The sequence below is a fragment of the Streptomyces sp. CB01635 genome (genome assembly GCF_002803065.1).
Lineage (GTDB): Bacteria > Actinomycetota > Actinomycetes > Streptomycetales > Streptomycetaceae > Streptomyces.
The window spans coordinates 112480-137786 of the sequence record NZ_NNBL01000019.1 but is presented as its reverse complement, the minus strand read 5'-3'; the positions used below and the strand labels follow the sequence as shown (position 1 = coordinate 137786).

Below are 25307 nucleotides of genomic sequence, written 5' to 3'. Positions count from 1 at the left end.
ACTCACCCCACCTACCAGCCAGCAGACGCCCGCCGGCGAGCGACGTACGTCCATACGCCGAGCCCCAGCACCAGCACGGACCCCGTGCCGATCCCGGCGATCCCGACAACCGTCATGCGGTTCGCCCGACCTGACCCGCCCTGCGCCGCCTGCCCGCCGCCCTGCCCACCCGCCGAGGGCAACGATGAGCCCCCGCCCTGCGCGGAGCCGCTCTCAGCGGCGGCCCGGTCCGCGTCAGTGACCTGGAACGCCCCCGGATCCCGCACATACGCGGGCGCCGAAGCCGCGTCCCCCTGGACCGTCAGACGGAGCGTCAGCCCGGACTCCTCGTTCCCGAAGGTCCCCTTCATCTCCGGCGTGAGGGAGACCTTCAGGTAGTACCAGCCGGCGAACCGCACGCCCGCTTCGTCCGCGCGCGACAGATAGCGGTTCTCGTAGGCGACCGGAGGCAGGGAGTCCAGGGCCGCCACGGAGGGCTCCCCTCCGTAGGAGGCGTCCTTCGAAGTGATCTGCGTCCGCGCCGGGTTGTACAGCGCCACGCTGAGGGCGCTCGGCACAAAGCCCGTACGGTGCGCGTCCCCCGCCGAGGTGCCCAGCTCGGCCTCGGTGAAGAGCTGCTGTCCCCAGTCCAGCGGCACCCGGTAGAAGAGCGTCTGCCCCGGGCGGATCCGGTCCTTCCACACGCCTTGCCGCAAGCTCTGCGCGTCGTTGAAGCCCGTGCCGCCCCGGCGTTCGGAAGGGATTCCGGCGGGCGGCCGCGGCGAAGCCGACGGCCAGGCCCCGGGCCCGGTGGTGGCGGGCGGCGACTTGAGCGCGGGCTCCGAAGAGACACTCAGCTCCAGGTCCCAGCGCTCCCGCGTGGAGTCAGGCGCGGTCTTGCGCGCGACGACCACGTAATACGTGCCCGCATCCTGGCAGCGCCCGCCGCCCTCCCGGACGACCCGCTCCGCGGTGGCGGCTATCGGCCTCGGGTACTCGGCGGAGCGGAACGCCGCGACCTCGGAGTCACAGCGATTGCCCTGTCGATCCTGCAGGGTCACGGAAATGCTGTCGTTGAACGCCACCTTCACGTCCGCCCCGACCTTCGGCACCGCCACCGCCGAGACATACGTATCGGAGGATCCATCCAGGTCGACGCGGTAGTAACGCGTGTCGGCCGCCCCCTTCGCCCCCGACCCACTCCCGAGCCCGGTGCCCTTCACCCCCGCCTCGATGGAGCTCCGATAGATCTCCCCGGCCTTGAGCTCCGCCGCATCCGTACCGGTCACCGCACCCTGGACGGTCCTTGCGCCTTGTGCGAAGACATACGGAGCCGAGTCCCCAGCCGCCGCGGTCCCGGGCAGCGCAACCACCGCGACCGGAACGGCCACCGCGCATATCCCTGCCGTGAACGCCGACACAGGCCGTCCCCGCCCGCGCAGCACCACGCGCCGCCCTCCGCGCCGACTCATCACGCGCCCCTTCGTCGCCCCAGCCATCGCCATCGCTTCATCGCCGGACGGCCATCCTGCCGCCAGGGCCCCATACGCCCCACAGGAATTCGCCAAAGCAAGCAAATAATTTACGTAAGCAAATAAGAAGCCGGAGGCAACCTCACACCCAACCTCACCCCGGACAGCACAAAGCCCCGACCGCGCATGCGATCGGGGCCCTGAAGAGACTGTCGTCGATACTCACGAACCCGTGGGTACGGAGTCAGTCGCCTCCGTCCACAGATCCTGCTCGGCGCGATCCGCCTGGATCTGGCGGTACACGAGGAGCCCGCCGATGGCGGCCAGTGCGACCAGGAGAAGCTTCTTCACCGCGCGACCTCGTCTTTCTTTGACGTAAGGGACCTCTGGCGCTCGACTATACACACCGGCCGATACCGATCAGTGACCTGCACCCGGGCCCAACTCCCGCACCCCGTCGACCAGTCGAACCGGATCACGGAGCTCCGATCACCCTTCGCAGAACGTGACATTCCATGTGATTGACGTCCTTACGGTGCGATTGCGCCCATCCGAGTGGTGTTCATCTGAACATCGACGCGCCACGGGCGTCGGTCCCCCACTGGGGAGCCCACATACACATCATGAGGAAAGTACGCAAATCGCCCGACCCGAAAGTGAGGGATCATGGCCAGCAACAAGGTCATCAAGCTGTGGACCGTCCTCATCACCGCCTTCCTCGCGGTACTGACCGCGATGGGTCTCACCTCCCCGGCCGCCGCGGCCACGCCTGTACAGCAGACGGAGGGCACCCGCAACGCGGCGGTGAGCACCCCCGCCGCTACCGCCGTCCGAGCCCCCTGGGCCTTCAAACGGTCCCTGCCTCCCACAATGAAGCAGCGCATCCGCGCCGAAGCCCACGGTTCCTCCCCCAGCTGCCGCCACCGCCCGCCGGTCGACACGGAGTCCGGGAACGAGTTCGAAGAGACCGCGGCAGGAATCAGCACTCTCCACTCGCAGCCGTAGCAAAAGCGGTACGTGAAGACGAAGCTCCACCAGCAGTAACAGCAGCAGTAACAGCAGCGGCAGCGAAAGCGGCAACGGCAAGAGAGCCGGCCCTGGAGAACCGCACCAGACCCTTCGCAGCAGACCCATCGCAGCAAAAGCTCCACCGCAAGAACAGCCGGTGAGGAAGACCGACAGGTACCACCGGCAGGCACCACCGCAGAGAACGTCCGGCAGCACGGTCATCGGCCCAAGCCGACAGCGCCGCTCAGCAGCCAGTACGAGCTCGAGCACCACAGACCAACGCACTACCCGCACCACGGCCACAGCAGCGCGGCACCGCAGAACCTCGGCAGCGGCACCAGGCAGCGCTTCAGCAGCGCAGCCACGCCCCGAACCTGCCCGCCGCAATCCAGATCCAGATCCAGACGGCACCAAACGGCAGGCAAGCGCCCACCGCGACACAGCGCCATCGGATGCACCGCGCTCCCGCGCCCTCGACCTTTCACGACCCCGGCCACCACAGGCTGAGGGTCTTCTCGGCGTGTGCCCCCGGACTACGGCCCGCCCCGCCGCCTTGAGACGCCGGGTCCGGGCCATTGAGGACGTGCCCGTGTGCTGCCCCGAGCACGAGGCCGCCGCCCTCGATGACACCCTCGGTGTCCAGTCTGGGCACCCTCACACTGCGCGGCGTGCGCACCACGGGTCAGGATCACCTGACAGCCGTCGAGATCAACGGACAGCTGGACACCCTCACTGTCACGGGCGGCATCCATGCCCGGGGACGGGCATCCGACGCGGTCCGCACCGGCAGTGGCGGCCCAGAGCTGTCAGGCATCGACATCACCGCCGACGGCCAGTCCGTCACCCGCCGCGCCGAGTAGTGTCCGTCAGCAAGTCAACAAGCACGCCAAAACGAAGAGAGGGCCCCTCCCACCAGGGAGAGACCCTCTCTTCATGTACTGCTTCTGTGGGGCTAACAGGATTTGAACCTGTGGCCTCATCCTTATCAGGGATGCGCTCTAACCAACTGAGCTATAGCCCCGCCGCGCTTTGCGGTGTGTGTCCCGCGCGCTGACCTCTGAAGATTAGCGCACGACCCGGCCAGTCCCAAAATCGATAGCTGGGACCCCGCCCCACCGGCCAAAAGGCCTGTGGAGCGCACCCCGTCAGGGAATGCGCTCCACATGTGTCACGGCGGCCGAAGCGGCTGCCGCTCGGCTGCTGTTCGGCTACTACTCGTCCTCGGCGAGGGTCAGCTCGACTCCGCCCACGAGGCCCGCGGAGAGGTTGTAGATGAACGCGCCGAGCGTGGCCAGCGCCGTCGCGAGGACGACGTCGATGACCGCGATGATCGACGTGAAGATCAGGACGCGCGGCAGCGACAGGAACGACTGAAGGTCGAAGCCATTGGACTCGTTCGAGCCCGTGGCCTCGGAGATCGTGCCGCCGACGGTCGAGAAGACGCCCATGGCGTCCATGACCATCCACAGCACCGCGGCCGCGACGATGGTGCAGATACCGAGCGCGATGGAGAGCAGGAAGCTGACCTTCATCACCGACCACGGATCGGCCTTGGCAACCCTCAGGCGCGCCTTGCGCGTACGAGGCGTCGTGCGGGCCCCCGTGCGCGGCCTGCGGACCGCTCCGGCCGGCGGAGCCGCCTGGTAGGCCTGCGGCGGGTGGTACGGCTGCGAGGACTGCGGGGGCTGCTGGCGCTCCCCGGGCAGCGCCCCGTCCGTGCCGGCCGCGTACTGCTGCGCCTGCGGACCTCGGGTGTCCGTCACAGTTCCCCCCTGGGATCCATGAGACTCGTTCGAGTCGTTCGAGTCAGTGGCGGGGCCACGGCCACCGTCCGTTTCCGTACCGGTCGGTCCGGCGCCCGTGGCTCCGCTCACGATGACTCACTCCTCGCGCTACTCGGCCGTGGACTCCGTGCCCTCGTCCGTTTCGACAGCCGTCTCGACCTCGACGGGCTCATCGACGATGACGTCACCGTCGACCTCCTCCGCCTCGCGACCGGCCTCGGCGTTGCGAGCGATACCGACCACGGCATCGCGCTTGCCCAGGTTGATCAGTTGGACGCCCATGGTGTCACGGCCCGTCTCCCTGACCTCGTTGACTCGCGTACGAATCACACCGCCGGACAGCGTGATGGCGAGGATCTCGTCGGTCTCCTCGGTCACCAGCGCGCCGACGAGCGATCCGCGGTCCTCCACGATCTTGGCGGCCTTGATACCGAGGCCGCCGCGACCCTGGACGCGGTACTCGTCGACGGCGGTCCGCTTCGCGTACCCGCCGTCGGTGGCAGTGAACACGAACGTACCCGGCCGGACGACATTCATCGAGAGCAGCTGGTCGCCCTCGCGGAAACTCATCCCCTTCACACCGGATGTGGCACGGCCCATCGGGCGCAGCGCGTCGTCCGTTGCAGTGAAGCGGATGGACTGCGCCTTCTTGCTGATGAGCAGCAGGTCGTCCTCGGCGGAGACCAGCTCGGCACCGATCAGCTCGTCGTCGGAGCCGTCCTCCGTCTCGCGGAGGTTGATGGCGATGACGCCGCCCGAGCGGGGCGAGTCGTAGTCCTTGAGGGGGGTCTTCTTTACGAGGCCGCCCTTTGTGGCGAGGACCAGGTAGGGGGCCGCCTCGTAGTCGCGGATCGCGAGGATCTCGGCGATCGCCTCGTCCGGCTGGAAGGCCAGCAGGTTGGCCACGTGCTGGCCACGCGCTTCACGGCCGGCGTCCGGGAGCTCGTACGCCTTCGCGCGGTAGACGCGGCCCTTGTTCGTGAAGAACAGCAGCCAGTGGTGCGTCGTCGACACGAAGAAGTGGTCGACGATGTCGTCTTCCTTGAGCTTCGTGCCGCGTACGCCCTTGCCGCCACGCTTCTGCGAGCGGTAGTCGACCGTCTTGGTGCGCTTGACGTAGCCGCCGCGCGTGATGGTGACGACGATGTCCTCTTCGGCAATCAGGTCCTCAATGGACATGTCGCCGTCGAAGGGCACCAGCTTGGAGCGTCGGTCGTCGCCGAACTTCTCGACGATCGCCGCGAGTTCCTGGCTGATGATCTGGCGCTGGCGCTCCGGCGAGGCCAGGATCGCGTTGTACTCGTTGATCTTGATCTGCAGTTCGTCGTGCTCGGCGACGATCTTCTGGCGCTCCAGGGCGGCCAGTCGGCGCAGCTGCATCTCGAGGATCGCGTTGGCCTGGATCTCGTCGATCTCCAGGAGGCCCATCAGGCCCTCGCGGGCGATCTCGACGGTGTCACTGCGCCGGATGAGCGCGATGACCTCGTCGATGGCGTCCAGGGCCTTCAGGAGGCCGCGCAGGATGTGGGCGCGCTCTTCGGCCTTGCGCAGGCGGAACTTCGTACGGCGGACGATGACCTCGACCTGGTGGCTCACCCAGTGACGGATGAAGGCGTCCAGGGAGAGGGTGCGCGGCACGCCGTCGACGAGCGCCAGCATGTTGGCGCCGAAGTTCGTCTGGAGGTCGGTGTGCTTGTAGAGGTTGTTCAGGACGACCTTGGCGACGGCGTCGCGCTTCAGGACGATGACGAGGCGCTGGCCGGTCCGCGACGAGGTCTCGTCGCGGACGTCGGCGATGCCGCCGACGCGGCCGTCCTTCACCAGGTCGGCGATCTTCTGCGCGAGGTTGTCCGGGTTGACCTGGTACGGGAGCTCGGTGACCACCAGGCACTGGCGGTTCTGGATCTCCTCGACCTCGACGACCGCGCGCATCGTGATGGAGCCACGGCCCGTGCGGTACGCCTCCTCGATGCCCTTGCGGCCCACGACCAGGGCGCCGGTCGGGAAGTCCGGGCCCTTGATGCGCTCGATGAGCGCGTCCAGGAGCTCCTCGTGCGTGGCCTCCGGGTTCTCCAGGTACCACTGGGCGCCGGAGGCGACCTCGCGCAGGTTGTGCGGCGGGATGTTGGTGGCCATGCCGACCGCGATGCCCGCGGAGCCGTTGATCAGCAGGTTCGGGAAGCGGGCCGGCAGGACGGTCGGCTCCTGGGAGCGGCCGTCGTAGTTGTCCGTGAAGTCGACGGTCTCCTCGTCGATGTCACGGACCATCTCCATGGACAGCGGCGCCATCTTGCACTCGGTGTAGCGCATGGCGGCGGCGGGGTCGTTGCCCGGGGAGCCGAAGTTTCCGTTCGAGTCCACCAGCGGCATACGCATCGACCACGGCTGGGCCAGGCGGACCAGGGCGTCGTAGATCGAGGAGTCGCCGTGCGGGTGGTAGTTGCCCATGACGTCGCCGACGACGCGGGCGCACTTGTAGAAGCCCTTCTCGGGCCGGTAGCCGCCGTCGTACATCGCGTACAGGACGCGGCGGTGGACGGGCTTGAGGCCGTCCCGTACGTCGGGCAGGGCGCGCGACACGATGACGGACATCGCGTAGTCGAGGTACGAGCGCTGCATCTCGGTCTCGAGCCCGACGGGCTCGATGCGCTGGACGACGCCCTCCTCGGGCACCGTTTCGACGCTGACGCTGATCTCGACGCCTTCTTCAGGCGTGGGGGGAGTGTTCTCGTCGGTCATTGCTGGTGAAGATCCTTTCTGATGCGGTCAGCTGAGACCGACTCAGATGTCGAGGAAGCGGACGTCCTTGGCGTTGCGCTGGATGAACGAGCGGCGTGCCTCGACGTCCTCGCCCATCAGGACGGAGAACAGGTCGTCCGCCTGGGCTGCGTCGTCGAGGGTGACCTGGCCGAGCACGCGGTGCTCGATGTCCATCGTGGTGATGCGCAGCTCCTCGGCGTTCATCTCGCCGAGACCCTTGAAGCGCTGGATCGAGTCCTCACGGATCCGCTTGCCCTGCTGGCGGCCGAGCTCCGTCAGGGCATCGCGCTCACGGTCCGAGTACGCGTACTCGAAGTCCTCACGACCCCACTTGATCTTGTAGAGCGGCGGGCGCGAGAGGAACACGTAGCCGGCCTCGACGAGGGGCCGCATGAAGCGGAACAGGAAGGTCAGCAGCAGGGTGTTGATGTGCTGGCCGTCGACGTCGGCGTCCGCCATCAGAATGATCTTGTGATAGCGGAGCTTCTCGATGTCGAAGTCCTCGTGGACTCCGGTGCCGAAGGCGGAGATCAGCGCCTGGATCTCCTGGTTCTGCAGGATCTTGTCGATCCGCGCCTTCTCGACGTTCAGGATCTTGCCTCGGATGGGCAGGATGGCCTGGTACTGCGGGTTACGGCCGGACTTGGCCGAACCGCCGGCGGAGTCACCCTCGACGATGAAGATCTCGCACTTGGTGGGATCGTTCGACTGGCAGTCGGAGAGCTTGCCCGGCAGGGACGCCGACTCCAGCAGGCCCTTGCGGCGGGTGAGGTCGCGGGCCTTGCGGGCCGCCACGCGCGCGGTGGCTGCCTGGATGCCCTTGCGGATGATGTCCGCGGCCTCGACGGGGTTACGGTCCAGCCAGTCGTTCAGGTGCTCGTAGACCACCTTCTGGACGAAGGTCTTCACCTCGGTGTTGCCCAGCTTGGTCTTGGTCTGGCCCTCGAACTGCGGCTCGCTCAGCTTCACCGAGATGATCGCCGTCAGACCCTCGCGGATGTCGTCACCCGTGAGGTTGTCGTCCTTCTCGCGAAGCAGCTTCTTGTCGCGCGCGTACTTGTTGATCAGCGAGGTCAGCGCGGCGCGGAAGCCCTCTTCGTGGGTACCACCCTCGTGCGTGTGGATGATGTTGGCGAAGGAGTACACGCCCTCGGTGTAGCTGCTGTTCCACTGCATCGCGACCTCGAGGGACAGGAGCTTGTCCTTGTCCTCGGCCTCCAGGTCGATGACGGAGGGGTGCACCACGTCTCCCTTGCGGGAGTTGAGGTACTTCACGAAGTCGACGATGCCGCCCTCGTAGTGGTACTCGACGGCCTTGACCTCGGGCTTCTCGTCGGCGCCCGCCTCGTCCGCCCCGGCGACGGCCTTCGCCGACTCACGCTCATCGGTGAGTTTGATCCTCAAACCCTTGTTGAGGAACGCCATCTCCTGGAAGCGCCGCGACAGCGTCTCGAAGGAGTACTCGGTGGTCTCGAAGATGTCCGGGTCGGCCCAGAAGGTGACCGACGTGCCGTGCTCGTCCGTGGCCTCGTGCTGCACGAGCGGGGCCGTGGGGACGCCCAGCTTGTAGTCCTGGGTCCAGCGGTGGCCGTCGGTCTTGACCTCGACGGCAACCTTCATGGACAGCGCGTTGACGACGGAGACGCCCACGCCGTGCAAACCGCCGGAGACCGCGTAGCCGCCGCCGCCGAACTTGCCGCCCGCGTGCAGCACGGTCAGCACGACCTCGAGGGCGGGCTTGCCCTCGGACGGGACGATGCCCACCGGGATGCCGCGGCCGTTGTCCACGACGCGCACACCGCCGTCGTGCAGGATCGTCACGTCGATCGTGTCCGCGTGGCCGGCCAGCGCCTCGTCGACGGAGTTGTCGACGACCTCCTGCACCAGGTGGTGCAGGCCGCGCTCACCGGTCGAGCCGATGTACATGCCGGGCCGCTTGCGGACCGCGTCCAGACCCTCGAGGACTGTGATGGCGCTGGCGTCGTAGGCCGAGGTCACCTCGCCGGAGGACTGACTGGCCTCCGCCGGGGCCTGGCCGACGGCGTCGGCGGCAGTGGACGGGATGTTCTCGTTGGGGTTGCCGGAATCGGCCACGAAGCGCCCTTTCTGGCACAGCACAAGCCAAGCTCCCGGCGGTGGCCGGAGCGGCTGCGTCGTTCAGCGATAGTCAGCGTTGCTCGGTTGTCCCACAAGTGGGGCGGGATTAGCTCTCAGTCTACCGGTAGCGCCGACAGTGATGGGGGTTTGCCGGTACCTGAGTCCGCATGTGCCGCCCTGAACCGGCCTCTGCCGACTCCCCATATGCGTCCCGGGGCTCCAAGAGGCTCACAGCGGCACTCAGCGCTTCCGGGCGTCAACCGGGCGTCAACCCCCGGTCGGCAGCTCGCCCGACTCACCCGTAGGTGTCGCCGGGACCCTTGCTTCCTGGGGCGCGCAGGGGGCCGAAGCGGCGTGCGGGAGCGTTGGGCCCAAGGATCTTCAGAAGCCGTACGGTGCCGTGCCCGAGGTCCTCGTTGAGCCGCGCCACCAGCGTCGGAGCCAGGTAACGCAGCTGCATCGCCCAGGCCGTCGAGTCGCACTGGACGGTCAGGACACGCTCGTCCTCGTCGTACTTCAGGGGCTCGGAGTGCTTGGCGAGGTCCTCGCCCACGATCTCCGGCCAGCGGCCCATGACACCGCCGACAGCGGCCGGCGCCTCCCAGCCGCGCTCGGTGATCAGCCGGTTGATGGCCGCGCCGAAAGCGACCGGGTCGCGGCCGTCGGCGCGCGCCCCGGACCTCAATCCGCCGCCTCGCCGGGCCTGCTTCTTCTGCTGGTCGGCCACTCCTCGCGCGCGTGCCTGCTCCTTCGCGGCGCGCAGGGCCACGCGCGCGAGGTCGACGCCGGACGGCTCGGGGGCCTTCTGGGGGGCGTCGCCGGATGTGTTCTCGGTCATACCCGCTCCACCGTTCCTTCGGACACCGCGTACCGCGTGCCCGCCAGGACGCCCGGCACATCGTCGTCCACCGCGGCCGTCACCAGAACCTGTTCGCCGGGGGCAACCAGTTCGGCGAGACGCTCCCTGCGCCGCGCGTCGAGCTCCGCGAAGACGTCGTCGAGCACGAGCACCGGCTCGTTCCCCTCGGCCCGCAGCAGGTCGTACGAGGCCAGGCGCAGAGCCAGCGCGTACGACCAGGACTCGCCGTGGCTGGCGTACCCCTTCGCCGGCAGCTGGCCGAGCTTGAGTATCAGGTCGTCGCGGTGCGGCCCGACGAGGGTGACGCCCCGCTCGATCTCCTGTTTGCGGGCCGCTTCGAGGGCGGCCATCAGCTGCTCGTAGAGCTCTTCGCGCGCGTGGCCGTCGATCTCGGGCGAGGACGGCTTGTAGTCGAGGGCGAGCGGGCCGCCGCCGGGCGCCAACTGCTCGTACGCCTTGTCGGCGAGCGGCTGGAGCGTGGCGATCAGGTCGAACCGCTGCGCGAGCAGCTCGGCGGCCACGCGCGCGAGGTGCTGGTCCCACACCTCGAGTGTCGACAGGTCCATTGACCGGCCGCCGTGCCTGCGGGCGAGCGCGGCCGACTTGAGGAGCGTGTTGCGCTGCTTGAGTACGCGGTCGTAGTCGGACCGCACGCCGGCCATGCGCGGGGAGCGGGCGGTGATCAGTTCGTCGAGGAAGCGGCGGCGCTCGCCGGGGTCGCCCTTGACGAGCGCGAGGTCCTCCGGCGCGAACAGGACCGTGCGCACGATGCCGAGCACGTCACGAGGTCTGACCTGCGAGGATCGGTTGATCCTGGCGCGGTTCGCCTTGCCCGGGTTGAGCTCGAGCTCGATGAGCTGCTGGCGCTCGCCCTGCCGGACCGCGGCCCGGATGACGGCGCGCTCGGCGCCCATGCGGACCAGCGGCGCGTCCGAGGAGACCCGGTGGCTGCCGAGGGTGGCGAGATAGCCGACGGCCTCGACGAGGTTGGTCTTGCCCTGCCCGTTCGGACCCACGAACGCGGTGACGCCCGGATCGAGAGGGACTTCGACCCGGGCGTACGAGCGGAAGTCGGCCAGCGACAGATGCGTCACGTGCATGGTCGTTCGCCGACCTCCCCCAAGGTGTGGAGCGGGTGTGGATGACTTCTTCGTGGAGCTTCGTGGACGCGCTGTGGGTTCGCTTTGTGGATTAACTCTTCTCGACGGCGTGGCCGCCGAACTGGTTACGCAGGGCCGCGATCATCTTCATCTGCGGCGAGTCGTCCTGGCGCGAGGCGAAGCGCGCGAACAGGGACGCGGTGATCGCGGGCAGCGGCACCGCGTTGTCGATGGCCGCCTCGACCGTCCAGCGGCCCTCACCGGAGTCGGCGGCGAAGCCGCGCAGCTTGTCCAGGTGCTCGTCGTCGTCCAGCGCGTTGACCGCCAGGTCGAGCAGCCAGGAACGGATGACCGTGCCCTCCTGCCAGGAGCGGAAGACCTCACGCACGTCGGTGACGGAGTCGACCTTCTCCAGGAGCTCCCAGCCCTCGGCGTAGGCCTGCATCATGGCGTACTCGATGCCGTTGTGGACCATCTTCGCGAAGTGGCCCGCGCCGACCTTGCCCGCGTGGACAGCGCCGAATTCGCCCTCCGGCTTGAGGGCGTCGAAGATCGGCTGGACCTTGGCGACGTTCTCCTTGCTGCCGCCGTACATCAGCGCGTAGCCGTTCTCCAGGCCCCAGACGCCGCCGGAGACGCCGCAGTCGACGAAGCCGATGTCCTTGATGCCCAGCTCGACGGCGTGCTTCTCGTCGTCGGTCCAGCGCGAGTTACCGCCGTCCACCACGACGTCGCCGGGCGAGAGGAGGTCGGCGAGCTCGTCGACGGTGGCCTGGGTCGGGCCGCCGGCCGGCACCATCACCCACACCACACGCGGGGCCTTGAGCTTGCCCACAAGCTCCCCGAGGCTGTGGACATCCGCGAGGTCGGGATTGCGGTCGTATCCGATGACGGTGTGGCCTGCGCGGCGGATGCGCTCGCGCATGTTGCCGCCCATCTTGCCGAGACCGACGAGACCGAGCTCCATCAGGTGGTTCCTTAAGTTGCGACCGGGCGTGAGGCGGTGCGTGAGGCACTCCCGCACCTGTGTTCCGAGCCTAAGCCTGGGGGTACCACCCACGCCTTTCGGGCAGAGGGGGGAGCTCACGCACACCTGTGGGCACAGCCGCTCAGGCGAACGCCCGGCGGCCATGCCCTGTGGAGCGTCAGCCCGACAGCCGCACCGGCATGATCAGGTACTTGTACGCGTCGTCCGCCTCGGCGTCCACGGCCGGCCTGCCGCTGAGCAGTGCCGGCTTCGTGGAGGTCGTGAAGGAGAGCTGGGCGACCGGGGAGTCGATCGCGCTCAGACCGTCCAGCAGGAACGTCGGGTTGAAGGCGATCGAGATGTCGTCGCCCTCGAGCTGGGCGTCGACCCTTTCCACAGCCTGTGCGTCGTCGCTGGAGCCGGCCTCCAGGATCAGCACGCCCTGCTCGAAGCTGAGCCGCACCGGGGTGTTGCGCTCGGCGACGAGGGCCACACGCTTGACGGCCTCCACGAAGGGGGCGGTCTCGATGACGGCCACGGAGTTGAACTCCGTCGGGAACAGGGTGCGGTACTTCGGCAGGTCGCCCTCGAGCAGACGCGTCGTCGTACGGCGGCCGGCGCCCTCGAAGCCGATGAGACCCTCACCGGCGCCGGAGCCCGACAGGGCCAAGGTGACCGTGTCACCGCTGGTGAGCGCCTTGGCGGTGTCCAGGAGCGTCTTGGCGGGCACCAGGGCGACCGCGGACGCCTCGGGGTCCTCCGGCTTCCACAGGAACTCGCGGACCGCGAAGCGGTAGCGGTCGGTGGACGCCAGAGTGACCGTGTCGCCCTCGATCTCGATGCGCACACCCGTGAGCACCGGCAGGGTGTCGTCACGGCCCGCGGCGATGGCCACCTGGGCCGCGGCCGAGGCGAAGACCTCACCGGGGACGGTGCCCGTCGCGGTCGGCATCTGCGGCAGCGCCGGGTACTCCTCCACAGGCAGGGTGTGGAGTGTGAATCGCGAGGAGCCACAGACCACGGTCGCTCGTACACCGTCTGTGGAAATCTCCACCGGACGGTTCGGCAGGGCACGGCAGATGTCCGCCAGGAGCCGGCCGGAGACGAGGACGGTGCCCTCTTCGTCGATCTCCGCATCGACCGAGACCCGCGCCGAGACCTCGTAGTCGAAGCTCGACAGGCTCAGTGCGCCCTCCTCGGCCTTCAGGAGAAGGCCCGCGAGGACAGGCGCAGGCGGTCGGGCCGGGAGGCTGCGCGCCGCCCAGGCCACTGCCTCCGCGAGTACATCGCGTTCCACCCGGATCTTCACCGTAAGCCGCCTCCTGCTGTTGCTGGCTGCTCTCGCCCTGCGTTGGTCTTCGGTCTTCGTCGTGTGACTCGGTGTCGCTCAGCCGCCACATGGGAAGGACACCGGGGAACAGTCTGACGTACGGCGCTGACAGTCGTTGCCGCTCGGGGTCAAGTCGTGCCGACCCGCTGTCGGGCACCGGACCCCGAGTTGTGCACAGCCCCCACTTCAATCCTGATTCCCAGCTCTCTCTAGTTGGGAGTAGTAGTAGGGGCTGTGGAAACCGTGGATAACTGCCTTTTCGCAGGTCAGAGTCGGTTTTTTGTCCACCGGGCCTGTGGGCGCGAGCGGTGGACAACCGGGGTTCTCTGTGGACGGGGAAAAGTTCTGCACACCCGATGCACAGGCCGGGGCCACTTCTCCCCAGGGCTGTCCCCAGCTTTTCCCCGGTTCCCCACAGCCCAATCACACGCCCTGATGTGACGCCTTTCACTCGGCACGGTGATTCCACGCGTTCTGTTGCCGAACAGTGGACAGCTGTGTGGAGAAGCGGCCCGCAGCTGTGCACAAGGGCCTCTGACCTGTGGGTCGACGGTGGACAACGAAACCCACACCCTGTGGAGGAAAATCTTGTCCACAGCCTGTGGAGATCTTTTGTCCACGAATCCACAGCCGTCTGACCTGGTCTGATGGTCATTCAGCACGAGGCCCTGTGGACACAGTCTGGACAACTTGGCAGTCCCCAGGGTGTGGACGCAAGAAAGTCCGCACATCTGTGGAGAACACCCGTAACCAGGGACCGGAATCGAACACCGCGTCCGGCCGCGCCGTCCCGCCGCAACGAAGAAGGGCGCCCCAGGAGTTGTCCTGGGGCGCCCTTCGACGTCGTACAGAGGGGTCTGAAGGCTGCTGTCAGCCGTTCTTGATGCGGTTGGTGAGCTCGGTGACCTGGTTGTAGATGGACCGCCGCTCGGCCATCAGCGCACGGATCTTGCGGTCCGCGTGCATGACCGTCGTGTGGTCGCGGCCGCCGAACTGCGCCCCGATCTTCGGCAGGGACAGGTCGGTGAGCTCACGGCACAGGTACATCGCGATCTGGCGTGCCGTCACCAGGACCCGGCTGCGCGACGATCCGCACAGGTCCTCCACCGTCAGGCCGAAGTAGTCGGCCGTCGCCGCCATGATCGCCGTCGCCGTGATCTCGGGGGCCGAGTCCTCGCCGCCGGGGATCAGGTCCTTGAGGACGATCTCCGTCAGACCGAGGTCCACCGGCTGCCGGTTCAGCGACGCGAAGGCCGTGACCCGGATCAGCGCCCCCTCCAGCTCGCGGATGTTGCGCGAGATGCGGGACGCGATGAACTCGAGGACCTCCGGCGGAGCGTTCAGCTGCTCCTGCACCGCCTTCTTACGAAGGATGGCGATACGGGTCTCCAGCTCGGGCGGCTGGACGTCGGTGATCAGACCCCACTCGAAGCGGTTGCGCAGCCGGTCCTCCAGGGTCACTAGCTGCTTGGGCGGCCGGTCACTGGAGAGCACGATCTGCTTGTTCGCGTTGTGGAGCGTGTTGAAGGTGTGGAAGAACTCCTCCTGCGTCGACTCCTTGTCCGCGAGGAACTGGATGTCGTCGACAAGAAGGATGTCCATCTCGCGGTACCGCTTGCGGAAGCTGTCGCCCTTGCCGTCGCGGATCGAGTTGATGAACTCGTTCGTGAACTCCTCCGAGCTCACGTAGCGCACGCGCGTACCCGGGTACAGACTGCGCGCGTAGTGCCCGATCGCGTGCAGCAGGTGGGTCTTGCCGAGCCCCGACTCCCCATAGATGAAGAGGGGGTTGTACGCCTTCGCCGGCGCCTCGGCGACGGCGACCGCGGCCGCGTGGGCGAAACGGTTCGAGGCACCGATGACGAAGGTGTCGAACAGGTACTTCGGGTTCAGTCGCGCGGTCGGCTCGCCGGGACCCGTCGCGGGCGCGGGCTGCGCGGCGAGCGGTCCGGGGGCACCACTGGGGACACCGCGTCCCGTGCGCCCGTCCTGCCCGGGGCGGCCCCCCATGGGACCGTCGTTGAGATCACGGCGCTCGTGCCGGCCGTGCCGCCCCTGGCGGTCGGACATCTGCTGCTCGTACGACGACCGCTCGGACTGCTGCTCGTATCCGGAGCGCTCGACCTGCTGGTCGTAACCATTGCGGTCCGCCTGCTGGTCGTATCCCGTCCGGTCCGGTTGCTGGTCGTAGGGCGACCGCTCCTGCTGCTCATAGGGAGAGCGTTCCTGCTGCTGTTCGTAAGGGGAGCGCTCGTTCTGCTGCTCGTAGGGGGAGCGTTCCTGCTGCCGGTAGTCGTGCTGCGGCTGCTGGGGCGGGTTCGCGTACGGGTCGCGCTCGGGGAAGCCGAGCCGCGGCTGCTGCCAGCTGTACTCGTCCTGCGACCGCGGCCAGGCGCCCGGTTCCGGGCGCTGATAGTCCGGGTACGCGGGGCGGGCGGTCGGGAGCTGGTCGGCGCGGGCGCCCTGGGACTGATCACCGCGGGGGCCCTGAGCATGGTCGTCAGAGCGGCGGCCGTACGGGTCGTACGGCTCGTGGGCCTGGTTCTGGGCCTGGTTCTGGGCCGGCGGCAGCTCGGGCTCTTCGTAGCGGTGCTGCGGTACGGGGGGTGCGGACGGGACGGGCTGTTCACCGACGGAGTCGTCGACCGTGATCGCGATCCGGATCGGGCGGCCGCACTCGCGGCTCAGCGTCTCGGCCACGACCGGCGCGAGCCGTCCCTCGAGTACGCCCTTCGCGAACTCGTTCGGAACGGCGAGCAGCGCGGTGTCGGCGACCAGCGCGAGAGGCTGGCAGCGCCGGATCCAGTGTTCGTCCTTCGTCTCGACCCCCTGCCCACGGCCCTCCCCGAGGAGCTGCTCCAGAACTCGTGGCCACACTGCGGCAAGATCGGCAGGTACGTCAGCCACAAGGCACGCTCTCTCGCAGGTCCCACGAAGGTGTGGTTCTGGGACGGGTCGGAAGAAAATCGGGGTGGGGCGGTGAGAAGGGAACGAATCGGAGTTCAGCCACGGTAGTCAGGGCAACCGGTGCGGTTCAAGTTGTTGTCCACAGGCTGTGCACAGTGTCCCTCACTCGATGCCGGTTTGACCGGATGGACTAGCCGCGCGTACCGTGACCAGGTCGAGTTGTCGATGGCTGCTGCCGCCTGCCTCCGATGGGCAAAGATCACGATCTGTGATTGTGAAGCGGTGCACTCGGTGCGTATACGCGAGCTTCTCGTGGGCGCACGGTGACAGCCAGGCGATGTCCCGCCACTACACGATCATTTCTGGAGCCCCCGAGTGAGCAAGCGCACCTTCCAGCCGAACAACCGTCGTCGCGCCAAGACCCACGGCTTCCGCCTGCGGATGCGTACCCGTGCCGGCCGCGCGATTCTCGCGAACCGCCGTGGCAAGGGTCGCGCCGAGCTGTCCGCCTGATCGCGCACAGGTCATGACGTGCTGCCTTCCGAGAATCGGCTGAGGCGGCGCGAAGACTTCGCGACCGCGGTACGCCGAGGACGTCGGGCCGGCCGCCCGCTCCTTGTCGTCCATCTACGTAGCGGTGCAACGGACCCGCACGCGCCTGGGGAGAGCGTTCCCCCGACGCGTGCGGGTTTCGTCGTCAGCAAGGCAGTCGGTGGAGCTGTCGTACGTACCGCGGTGAAGCGCAGGCTTCGCCACCTCATGCGCGACCGACTCGCACTTTTGTCCCCCGGTAGCCTGGTAGTCGTACGTGCGTTGCCCGGCTCGGGTGACGCCGACCATGCAGAGCTGGCCCGAGACCTGGACGCCGCCCTTCAGCGGCTGCTGGGAGGGGGCGCGCGATGAAATACCCGTTGCTTGCTTTGATCAAGCTCTACCAGTGGACCATCAGTCCTCTGCTAGGGCCTGTGTGCAAGTACTACCCGTCGTGTTCCCACTACGGCTTCACAGCGATCGACCGCCATGGTGCGATCAAGGGAACAGCTCTCACCGCCTGGCGCATCCTCCGGTGCAACCCGTGGTCGCTCGGCGGTGTCGACCACGTTCCGCCGCGCAAGCGTCCGCGGTGGCACGAAATGCTGCGTAACGCCTGGCGCGAACGCAAGGGCGGGCCTTCCGCCGCCGGCGCGCCTTCAGAGTGTGGCCACACCAGCCCCTCGAGCCCCGCCGCCGAGACCCCGTCCCATGCTCAAGGAGCTTGATTAGTGGACACGATTGCCGGTTTTTTCAGTTTCATCACGACACCAGTTTCGTGGGTCATCGTCCAGTTCCACTCGTTGTACGGGGCGATCTTCGGCCCGGACACGGGCTGGGCCTGGGGCCTGTCCATCGTGTCCCTGGTGATCCTGATCCGTATCTGCCTGATCCCGCTCTTCGTGAAGCAGATCAAGGCCACTCGGGCGATGCAGACACTGCAGCCCGAGATGAAGAAGATCCAGGAGCGCTACAAGAACGACAAGCAGCGCCAGTCCGAAGAGATGATGAAGCTGTACAAGGAGACGGGTACTAATCCGCTCTCCTCGTGCCTTCCCATCCTGGCGCAGTCCCCGTTCTTCTTTGCCCTGTACCACGTGCTCAACGGCATCGCGACGGGCACCACGATCGGTGTCATCGACGACAACCTGCTGGCGAGCGCGCGTAAGGCGCACATCTTCGGCGCCCCGCTCGCGGCCAAGTTCACCGACTCCGCGGACAAGGTCGCCTCGCTCGGCGCCACGCTGACCGACGTCCGCGTCGTCACCGCGATCATGATCGTCCTGATGTCGGCGTCGCAGTTCTATACGCAGCGCCAGCTGATGACGAAGAACGTCGACATGACGGTCAAGACGCCGTTCATGCAGCAGCAGAAGATGCTGATGTACGTCTTCCCGGTCATGTTCGCCGTCTTCGGCATCAACTTCCCGGTCGGTGTTCTCGTCTACTGGCTGACCACCAACGTGTGGACCATGGGCCAGCAGATGTACGTCATCCGCCAGAACCCGACCCCGGGCAGCAAGGCCCAGGCCGCCCACCTGGAGCGCCTGCTCAAGCACGTCACGCACGCCGAGAAGACCCGCAACCGTCGGGAGCGCGGCATCGTGAAGGCGATCGTCGCCAAGGGCCGCGACCGCAACGAGTTCGAGCGCAAGTTCATCAACGGCCTGACCAAGGTGAACCTCGCCGCCCAGGCAGACGGAACGCTCGTCAAGAGCACGGCCGGCACCCTGACCGAGGATGAGGACGGGACCCAGACGACGGGCGGTACGCCGAAGCGGCAGCAGCCCAAGCGCCAGTCCAAGTCGCAGCGCCAGCACGGCACGGCCCAGGGCGCAGCCAAGGACGAGTCCGAAGCGCCCGAGCCCATGTCCCTCGAGAAGAAGGACGAGGCGGAAGACGCCAAGCCGGAGGCCAAGCAGACCGGTGGCAAGCCCGCTTCCGGCACCCCTGCCCGCAGCAAAGCCAAGTCCGGACAGCGCAAGGGCCCGCAGCGGCCCAAGTCCCCGTCCAAGAAGTAAGAAGGAGTCCATCCCGTGACGGAAGGCACCACCACCTCCGCCGCTCCTGAGGGCAGCGACACCCTGACTCGCCTCGAGCAGGAAGGCGAGATCGCGGCGGACTACCTCGAGGGTCTGCTGGACATCGCCGACCTCGACGGCGACATCGACATGGACGTCGAGGCCGACCGCGCCGCCGTCTCGATCGTCAGTGACTCGTCCGGCCGCGATCTGCAGAAGCTGGTCGGCCGCGACGGTGAGGTCCTCGAGGCCCTCCAGGAGCTGACCCGCCTGGCGGTCCACCGGGAGACCGGAGACCGCAGCCGCCTCATGCTGGACATCGCCGGATACCGCGCGAAGAAGCGTGCGGAGCTCTCCGAGCTGGGCGCCAAGGCCGCGGCCGAGGTGAAGAGCAACGGCGAGCCGGTCAAGCTCGACCCGATGACGCCCTTCGAGCGCAAGGTCGTCCACGACGCGGTCAAGGCCGCCGGCCTGCGCAGCGAGTCCGAGGGCGAGGAGCCGCAGCGCTTCGTCGTCGTGCTCCCTGCCTGAGCGGTACGTCGCTCTACGGCCCCGTCTGTTCGCAGGCGGGGCCGATCTTTGTCAGCCTGATAGTCAGCCACCCAACGCGGTAGCGCGGTACGGAAGGACGGTCCACGTGACGGAGGCAGCAGAGCTTCCCCCGGCTCCTGAACAGGCCCGAGCGGTATTCGGCGAGCGCTACGCGGACGCGGTCCGGTACGCGGAGCTGCTGGCCGACGCGGGGGTGCAGCGTGGTCTCATCGGTCCCCGGGAAGTGCCCCGGCTGTGGGAGCGGCACATCCTGAACTGCGCCGTGCTGTCCGAGGTCGTGCCGGAGGGCGTGACCGTGTGCGACGTGGGCTCCGGCGCCGGACTGCCCGGTATCCCGCTGGCCCTGGTCAGGCCCGACCTGAAGATCACGCTCCTGGAGCCGCTGCTGCGGCGCACGACCTTCCTCACCGAGGTCGTCGAGCTCCTCGGACTCGATCATGTGACCGTGGTCCGCGGCCGCGCCGAGGAGGTTCTCGGCAAGCTGACTCCCGTCCATGTGGTGACGGCGCGCGCTGTCGCCCCGCTGGACCGCCTCGCGGCGTGGGGCGTTCCGCTGCTGCGGCCGTACGGCGAGATGCTTGCCCTCAAGGGGGACACCGCCGAGGAAGAGGTCAAGAGTGCGGGGACCGCCCTGAGCAAGCTCGGTGCGGTGGCCACCTCGGTGCTGCATGTCGGTGAGGGCGTGGTGGATCCCCTCTCGACCGTGGTGCGCGTCGAGGTCGGAGAGAGTCCCGGCGGTGTGCGGTTCGCGGCGAAGCGCGCCAAGGCGGCTCGCGTCGGGCGGGTCCGGCGTCGACGCTGACGTCGCTCCTCGTCTTCGAGGCGTCTGCTGTGTTCTAGGCGACAGTTCGCTTCTTGCGGTGATGGCCGCTCGGGTCCATGGGACCTGAGCGGCCTCTGCTTTTTGGGTGATGCTTGTCTCGTGGTTCTCCTGCGTCTGGCGCCGAGGGCGTGTGTCTCCTGCTGCCGGCTCGTGCGCCGGTCGGCTCTGAGTGGCGAGGTTTGACTGGCTCCGAGGGGCGTCAGTGGACTGGCACCGATCTGTCTGCGCTGATCCGTCCTGACGGCGACTCGCACTCCGCGAAACCTGCCAAACGTATGTATGTCGGGGTGTCGCACGGGTGCCGACCGGGCTGCGGTGCATCGTGTTTCACGTGAAACGTCGCTCACTGCTGCACGGCATCATCAGTCGCGGTCGCGCCGCGGCTGCACCCCGCGACCGCAGGCCTCTCGGATCCCTCGAATTGGGCACGGAGTTGTCCACAGAGGCGGTTTCCTCCACAGAAGACAGGGCCTCGCTGGTTCACGACCCCGAAAGCATGGGAGGCTCTGTTCATTGCGAGCCTGAAGTCGAGGAGAGTGAATCCTTGCGGTCCGACGCCAACATCGCGGGACCGATGACCGATCCGGTCCCCGGTCCCCGTACCGAGTCGGTGGGGGAGGATGTTTCACGTGAAACACCGCCTCCGATGGACGACACCCCTATCGGTCGTGCTGCCCAGCTGGCGGTAGAAGCTCTTGGTCGCGCAGGCGAGGGCCTGCCGCGACCTGAGCAGACCCGCGTCATGGTGGTTGCCAACCAGAAGGGCGGGGTCGGCAAGACCACCACAACGGTCAACCTTGCCGCTTCGCTGGCACTGCACGGTGCCCGCGTCCTGGTGATCGACCTGGATCCACAGGGCAACGCCTCCACGGCTCTGGGAATCGACCATCACGCCGAAGTCCCTTCGATCTACGACGTGTTGGTCGAGAGCAAGCCACTCTCCGAAGTCGTACAGCCCGTGGTCGATGTGGAGGGCCTCTTCTGCGCCCCCGCCACCATCGACCTCGCCGGTGCGGAGATCGAGCTGGTCTCGCTGGTGGCCCGCGAGAGCAGACTGCAGCGCGCGATCCAGGCGTATGAGCAGCCCTTGGACTACATCCTCATCGACTGCCCTCCATCGCTCGGCCTGCTGACGGTCAACGCTCTGGTCGCCGGCGCCGAGGTGCTGATCCCGATCCAGTGCGAGTACTACGCGCTGGAGGGCCTGGGGCAGCTCCTGCGCAACGTGGATCTCGTGCGCGGGCATCTGAACCCGGATCTGCATGTGTCGACGATCCTGCTCACGATGTACGACGGCCGCACCCGGCTGGCGTCGCAGGTCGCCGACGAGGTCCGGAGCCACTTCGGCGAAGAGGTCCTACGGACGAGCATCCCGCGCTCCGTGCGGATCTCCGAGGCCCCGAGCTATGGGCAGACCGTGCTCACCTACGATCCGGGATCGAGCGGTGCGCTCTCGTACCTCGAGGCGGCGCGGGAGATGGCGCTGCGCGGGGTCGGTATCCGCTACGACGCTCAGCACGCCCATACGGGCACTCAACTTGACCAGCACAGCACGGTGGAGGGTATCCAGTGAGTGAGCGACGGAGGGGACTGGGCCGTGGCCTCGGCGCACTGATTCCAGCAGCCCCCACCCCCGACAAGACGGCACCGGCCAGCGCGATGGGAGGTGCCTCCGGCTCGCCTTCCGCCGGGCCCGTCCTGACGGCGGAGCGCGGAGTGGCGGCGGCGAAGGTTGCCTCCCTTCCGCAGCCCCAGGTTTCACATGAAACAGGGGACTCGTTCGGCGGCTCTGTGGAAGCTCCGGAGACGTCGGCGGGAGCGTACTTCGCCGAGCTTCCGATTGACGCCATCACGCCCAACCCGCGGCAGCCGCGCGAGGTTTTCGACGAGGACGCCCTCGCCGAGCTCGTCACCTCGATCAAGGAAGTCGGGCTTCTCCAGCCCGTCGTCGTACGGCAGCTGAGCTCGTCGCGCTTCGAGCTCATCATGGGCGAGCGTCGCTGGCGTGCCTGCCGCGAGGCCGGTCTGGAGCGCATTCCGGCGATCGTCCGGGCGACGGACGACGAGAAGCTTCTCCTCGACGCGCTCCTGGAGAACCTGCACCGCGCTCAGCTGAACCCGCTGGAAGAGGCAGCCGCCTATGACCAGTTGCTGAAGGACTTCAACTGCACGCACGACCAGCTGGCCGACCGGATCGGCCGTTCGCGGCCGCAGGTCTCCAACACGCTGCGGCTCCTGAAGCTCTCTCCAGCCGTTCAGCGCCGGGTGGCCGCGGGCGTGCTTTCGGCCGGGCATGCGCGTGCCCTGCTCTCCGTGGAGGACTCGGAGGAGCAGGACCGTCTCGCTCACCGGATCGTCGCCGAAGGGCTCTCGGTGCGGGCCGTCGAGGAGATCGTGACCCTGATGGGCTCACACCCGACGAGCACGGCGCGCGCCAAGGGTCCGCGGGCCGGAGCTCGTCTCTCGCCGGCGCTCAGCGAACTGGCCACGCGGCTCTCCGACCGGTTCGAAACGCGGGTGAAGGTCGACCTCGGGCAGAAGAAGGGCAAGATCGTTGTCGAGTTCGCCTCGATGGACGATCTGGAGCGCATCCTCGGTCAGCTCGCTCCGGGTGAGGGGCCCGTCCTCCAGCATGGAGCGGCGGAGGACGAGGACCAGGAGAACGAGGTCTAGGGGGACGGGGGTTGGTCCCGTTCGACGTACGTCTCAGGAGAGCAGGCCGTGTCCGGTGTGTACCGGAACACGGCCTGCTCTTTGCTTTCTGGCGGTATCGATGGAATCGCTTCGTGGATACGATGCGACGGGGTAGAGCGCACCCCTCAAAGTCACCTCACGCGGGAGGCGGGTCATGCAATCGGTGAGTCGTGCCGGGCTGATGACCGCGGGTCTCGGGCTGGGCGCGGTCGGCGGGTTCGTCGGCAGCCTGCTCAGGGAACGGAGCGCTCTGACAGCCGCCCGTGACGCGGCGGGCGAAGGAAGTGAGGATCTGCCTTCATGGGGCGTCGGCTCGTACCGCTCACACTGGACAACCTTCCGGACCTTCCCAAGCGTTGCCGGTCGTGTGTCTTCTGGGAGCTGGATCCGGTCAGCGGCCAAGCCGCGATAGAGGCAGGCACTCCGGAGCTGGAGAAGGAGGCCTGGATCTCGGCTGTCCTCCTGGAATGGGGTTCCTGCGGACGGGTCGTCTACGTGGACGATGTTCCGGTCGGCTTCGTGCTCTACGCGCCGCCGGCGTACGTCCCCCGCTCGACCGCTTTCCCCACGAGCCCGGTCTCCCCCGATGCCGTGCAGCTGATGACGGCGTGGATCATGCCCGGCTATCAAGGGCAGGGGCTCGGCCGGGTGATCGTGCAGACCGTCGCCAAGGATCTGCTGCGCAGGGGGTTCAGGGCGATCGAGGCGTTCGGCGACGCGCAGTGGAAGGAGCCGGCCTGCATGTTGCCCGCGGACCATCTGCTGGCCGTGGGCTTCAAGACCGTGCGTCCTCACCCCTCTTATCCGCGCCTCCGCCTCGAGCTGCGTACGACGCTCTCGTGGAAGGAGGACGTCGAGCTCGCCCTGGACCGGCTCCTCGGAGCGGTGCAGAAGGAACCGGCACTCCGCCCTCTGTGAGTCCTGATCCATCCGCTGCGGTCACGCAAACGGGCCAACCCGGTTGGGTTGGCCCGTTCGTGTTTCACGTGAAACATCGCCGCTCCGCCGTGGAGCCGCATCGCCGATCAGTTGGCGATGAAGTCCTCGAGGTCGCGCACGATGGCGGCCTTCGGCTTGGCGCCGACGATGGTCTTGGCGACCTCGCCACCCTGGTAGACGTTCAGCGTCGGGATCGACATGACGCCGTACTTCGCGGCGATGGCCGGGTTCTCGTCGATGTTGAGCTTGACGACCTCGATCTTGTCGCCGTACTCGGCGGCGATCGCTTCGAGGGACGGCGCGATCTGGCGGCACGGTCCGCACCAGGCGGCCCAGAAGTCCACCAGTACGGGCTTGTCGCTCTTGAGGACGTCCTCGTCGAAGGAAGCGTCGGTCACGTTCTTGAGGTTGCCGGCCACGGCAGGCTCCTTAGCTACTTTGGTGATGAGGGTGTGAGTTCAGACGGCGGCGGCCGCGGCGGACTCGCTGTCGGTGAGAGCGGCGAGGAAGCGCTCGGCGTCGAGTGCGGCGGCGCAGCCGGTGCCTGCCGCGGTGATCGCCTGGCGGTAGGTGTGGTCGACGACGTCACCGGCACCGAAGACACCGGTCAGGTTCGTCCGGGTCGAGGGGGCCTCGACCTTCAGGTAGCCCTCGTCGTCCAGCTCGAGCTGGCCCTTGAAGAGCTCGGTGCGCGGGTCGTGGCCGATCGCGATGAACAGGCCGGTGACCGGGAGCTCGGAGGTCTCACCCGTCTTGACGTTGCGCAGCGTCAGGTGCGAGAGCTTCTGCTCGCCGTGGACCTGGGCGATCTCGCTGTCCCAGGCGAACTTGATCTTCGGGTCGGCGAAGGCGCGCTCCTGCATGGCCTTGGAGGCACGCAGGGTGTCGCGGCGGTGGACGATCGTCACGGACTTGGCGAAGCGGGAGAGGAAAGTGGCCTCCTCCATCGCGGTGTCACCGCCGCCGATCACGGCGATGTCCTGGTCCTTGAAGAAGAAGCCGTCGCACGTCGCGCACCACGAGACACCGCGGCCGGAGAGAGCGTCCTCGTTCGGCAGGCCGAGCTTGCGGTGCTGGGAGCCGGTCGTGACGATGACGGCCTTCGCGCGGTGCACGGTGCCTGCCGTGTCGGTGACGGTCTTGATCTCGCCCGTCAGGTCTACGGAGATGACGTCGTCCGGGACCAGCTCGGCTCCGAAGCGCTCGGCCTGGGCGCGCATGTTGTCCATGAGCTCGGGGCCCATGATGCCGTCCTGGAAGCCGGGGAAGTTCTCCACCTCGGTGGTGTTCATCAGGGCACCGCCAGCGGTGACAGCACCCTCGAACACCAGCGGCTTCAGCGACGCGCGTGCGGTGTACAGGGCCGCCGTGTAACCGGCGGGCCCGGAGCCGATGATGATCACGTTACGGACGTCGCTCACGGCTTGATTCCTCGTCTCTGCGGGACTGCTGCGTACTGCCGGGGGAGCCCGTCTCCGGACTCT

Annotated in this window: 23 protein-coding genes and 1 tRNA gene; 11 read left to right on the top strand and 13 right to left on the bottom strand. The window is 67.7% G+C overall.

The genetic code is table 11. The annotated features are described in order from the left end of the window. Positions 1–11: 11 nt before the first annotated feature. The gene (locus CG723_RS48755; RefSeq protein WP_267893751.1) at positions 12–1268 is read right to left on the bottom strand and encodes a hypothetical protein; all 1257 of its coding nucleotides are present in this window, start codon (positions 1266–1268) and stop codon (positions 12–14) included. A gap of 405 nt (positions 1269–1673) precedes the next feature. After that, the gene (locus CG723_RS48100; RefSeq protein ID WP_003999697.1) at positions 1674–1802 is read right to left on the bottom strand and encodes a DLW-39 family protein; all 129 of its coding nucleotides are present in this window, start codon (positions 1800–1802) and stop codon (positions 1674–1676) included. A gap of 315 nt (positions 1803–2117) precedes the next feature. Here CG723_RS48100 and CG723_RS33395 point away from each other — a divergent pair, with 315 nt between their 5' ends. Together CG723_RS33395 and CG723_RS33390 are read left to right on the top strand one after the other, a co-directional pair. Continuing rightward, positions 2118–2456, top strand: a complete 339-nt coding sequence (locus CG723_RS33395) for a DUF6344 domain-containing protein (protein WP_100597240.1) — start codon at positions 2118–2120, stop codon at positions 2454–2456. A 671-nt stretch (positions 2457–3127) separates the two neighbouring features. Beyond that, positions 3128–3319 carry a hypothetical protein gene (locus CG723_RS33390; protein WP_159032610.1) on the top strand — a complete coding sequence of 64 codons (192 nt, stop codon included), beginning with the start codon at positions 3128–3130 and terminating at the stop codon, positions 3317–3319. Between the two features lie 87 nt (positions 3320–3406). Here the strand turns inward: CG723_RS33390 and CG723_RS33385 are convergent. The 9 genes from CG723_RS33385 to dnaA form a co-directional block, all read right to left on the bottom strand. Continuing rightward, positions 3407–3480 (bottom strand) — tRNA-Ile (locus CG723_RS33385). 190 nt (positions 3481–3670) lie between these two features. Then, positions 3671–4333, bottom strand: a complete 663-nt coding sequence (locus CG723_RS33380) for a DUF3566 domain-containing protein (RefSeq protein ID WP_100597238.1) — start codon at positions 4331–4333, stop codon at positions 3671–3673. Between the two features lie 18 nt (positions 4334–4351). Then, positions 4352–6982: a DNA gyrase subunit A gene (gene gyrA, locus CG723_RS33375; protein ID WP_100597237.1), complete on the bottom strand. Its 2631-nt coding sequence runs from the start codon at positions 6980–6982 to the stop codon at positions 4352–4354. 42 nt (positions 6983–7024) lie between these two features. Then, a complete protein-coding gene (gyrB, locus tag CG723_RS33370; RefSeq protein WP_100597236.1) occupies positions 7025–9121 on the bottom strand; it encodes a DNA topoisomerase (ATP-hydrolyzing) subunit B in 2097 nt (698 codons plus the stop codon). Between the two features lie 274 nt (positions 9122–9395). Continuing rightward, positions 9396–9938 (bottom strand): DUF721 domain-containing protein, encoded by a 543-nt coding sequence (locus CG723_RS33365; protein ID WP_100597235.1) that lies wholly within the window; start codon positions 9936–9938, stop codon positions 9396–9398. Next, on the bottom strand, positions 9935–11059 hold the full coding sequence (gene recF, locus CG723_RS33360) for a DNA replication/repair protein RecF (protein ID WP_100597234.1): 1125 nt from the start codon (positions 11057–11059) through the stop codon (positions 9935–9937). The genes CG723_RS33365 and recF overlap by 4 nt, the downstream gene beginning before the upstream one ends. Before the next feature lie 91 nt (positions 11060–11150). Continuing rightward, the gene (gene gnd / locus CG723_RS33355; protein ID WP_100597233.1) at positions 11151–12026 is read right to left on the bottom strand and encodes a phosphogluconate dehydrogenase (NAD(+)-dependent, decarboxylating); all 876 of its coding nucleotides are present in this window, start codon (positions 12024–12026) and stop codon (positions 11151–11153) included. A 178-nt stretch (positions 12027–12204) separates the two neighbouring features. Beyond that, entirely contained in the window at positions 12205–13335 is a 1131-nt protein-coding gene (gene dnaN, locus CG723_RS33350; protein WP_100597232.1) for a DNA polymerase III subunit beta, read from the bottom strand. A gap of 891 nt (positions 13336–14226) precedes the next feature. Then, complete coding sequence (gene dnaA / locus CG723_RS33340; protein ID WP_100597230.1) at positions 14227–16263, bottom strand: chromosomal replication initiator protein DnaA; 2037 nt, start codon at positions 16261–16263, stop codon at positions 14227–14229. A 375-nt stretch (positions 16264–16638) separates the two neighbouring features. Here dnaA and rpmH point away from each other — a divergent pair, with 375 nt between their 5' ends. The 9 genes from rpmH (at position 16639) to CG723_RS33295 (ending at position 23802) form a co-directional block, all read left to right on the top strand. Further along, positions 16639–16776, top strand: coding sequence for a 50S ribosomal protein L34 (gene rpmH / locus CG723_RS33335; RefSeq protein WP_100597229.1), 138 nt, complete (start codon positions 16639–16641; stop codon positions 16774–16776). Between the two features lie 18 nt (positions 16777–16794). Next, positions 16795–17166, top strand: coding sequence for a ribonuclease P protein component (rnpA, locus tag CG723_RS33330; RefSeq protein ID WP_100597228.1), 372 nt, complete (start codon positions 16795–16797; stop codon positions 17164–17166). Continuing rightward, the gene (gene yidD / locus CG723_RS33325; protein WP_100597227.1) at positions 17163–17522 is read left to right on the top strand and encodes a membrane protein insertion efficiency factor YidD; all 360 of its coding nucleotides are present in this window, start codon (positions 17163–17165) and stop codon (positions 17520–17522) included. Before rnpA ends, yidD begins: the two co-directional genes overlap by 4 nt. A 3-nt stretch (positions 17523–17525) precedes the next feature. Beyond that, the gene (gene yidC / locus CG723_RS33320) at positions 17526–18815 is read left to right on the top strand and encodes a membrane protein insertase YidC (protein WP_100597226.1); all 1290 of its coding nucleotides are present in this window, start codon (positions 17526–17528) and stop codon (positions 18813–18815) included. 15 nt (positions 18816–18830) lie between these two features. Continuing rightward, positions 18831–19346 (top strand): Jag family protein, encoded by a 516-nt coding sequence (locus CG723_RS33315; RefSeq protein WP_100597225.1) that lies wholly within the window; start codon positions 18831–18833, stop codon positions 19344–19346. Positions 19347–19452: 106 nt separating this feature from the next. After that, positions 19453–20169 (top strand): 16S rRNA (guanine(527)-N(7))-methyltransferase RsmG, encoded by a 717-nt coding sequence (gene rsmG / locus CG723_RS33310; protein WP_100597224.1) that lies wholly within the window; start codon positions 19453–19455, stop codon positions 20167–20169. Between the two features lie 517 nt (positions 20170–20686). Continuing rightward, entirely contained in the window at positions 20687–21763 is a 1077-nt protein-coding gene (locus CG723_RS33305; protein WP_100597223.1) for an AAA family ATPase, read from the top strand. After that, the gene (locus CG723_RS33300; protein WP_100597222.1) at positions 21760–22863 is read left to right on the top strand and encodes a ParB/RepB/Spo0J family partition protein; all 1104 of its coding nucleotides are present in this window, start codon (positions 21760–21762) and stop codon (positions 22861–22863) included. Before CG723_RS33305 ends, CG723_RS33300 begins: the two co-directional genes overlap by 4 nt. Positions 22864–23184: 321 nt before the next feature. Beyond that, on the top strand, positions 23185–23802 hold the full coding sequence (locus CG723_RS33295; RefSeq protein ID WP_100597221.1) for a GNAT family N-acetyltransferase: 618 nt from the start codon (positions 23185–23187) through the stop codon (positions 23800–23802). A gap of 107 nt (positions 23803–23909) precedes the next feature. On the opposite strand, the gene trxA is transcribed toward CG723_RS33295, so the two are convergent. Together trxA and trxB are read right to left on the bottom strand one after the other, a co-directional pair. Next, a complete protein-coding gene (trxA, locus tag CG723_RS33290) occupies positions 23910–24242 on the bottom strand; it encodes a thioredoxin (protein WP_100597220.1) in 333 nt (110 codons plus the stop codon). Between the two features lie 39 nt (positions 24243–24281). Next, positions 24282–25244 carry a thioredoxin-disulfide reductase gene (gene trxB, locus CG723_RS33285; RefSeq protein ID WP_100597219.1) on the bottom strand — a complete coding sequence of 321 codons (963 nt, stop codon included), beginning with the start codon at positions 25242–25244 and terminating at the stop codon, positions 24282–24284. Between the last annotated feature and the right edge of the window lie 63 nt (positions 25245–25307).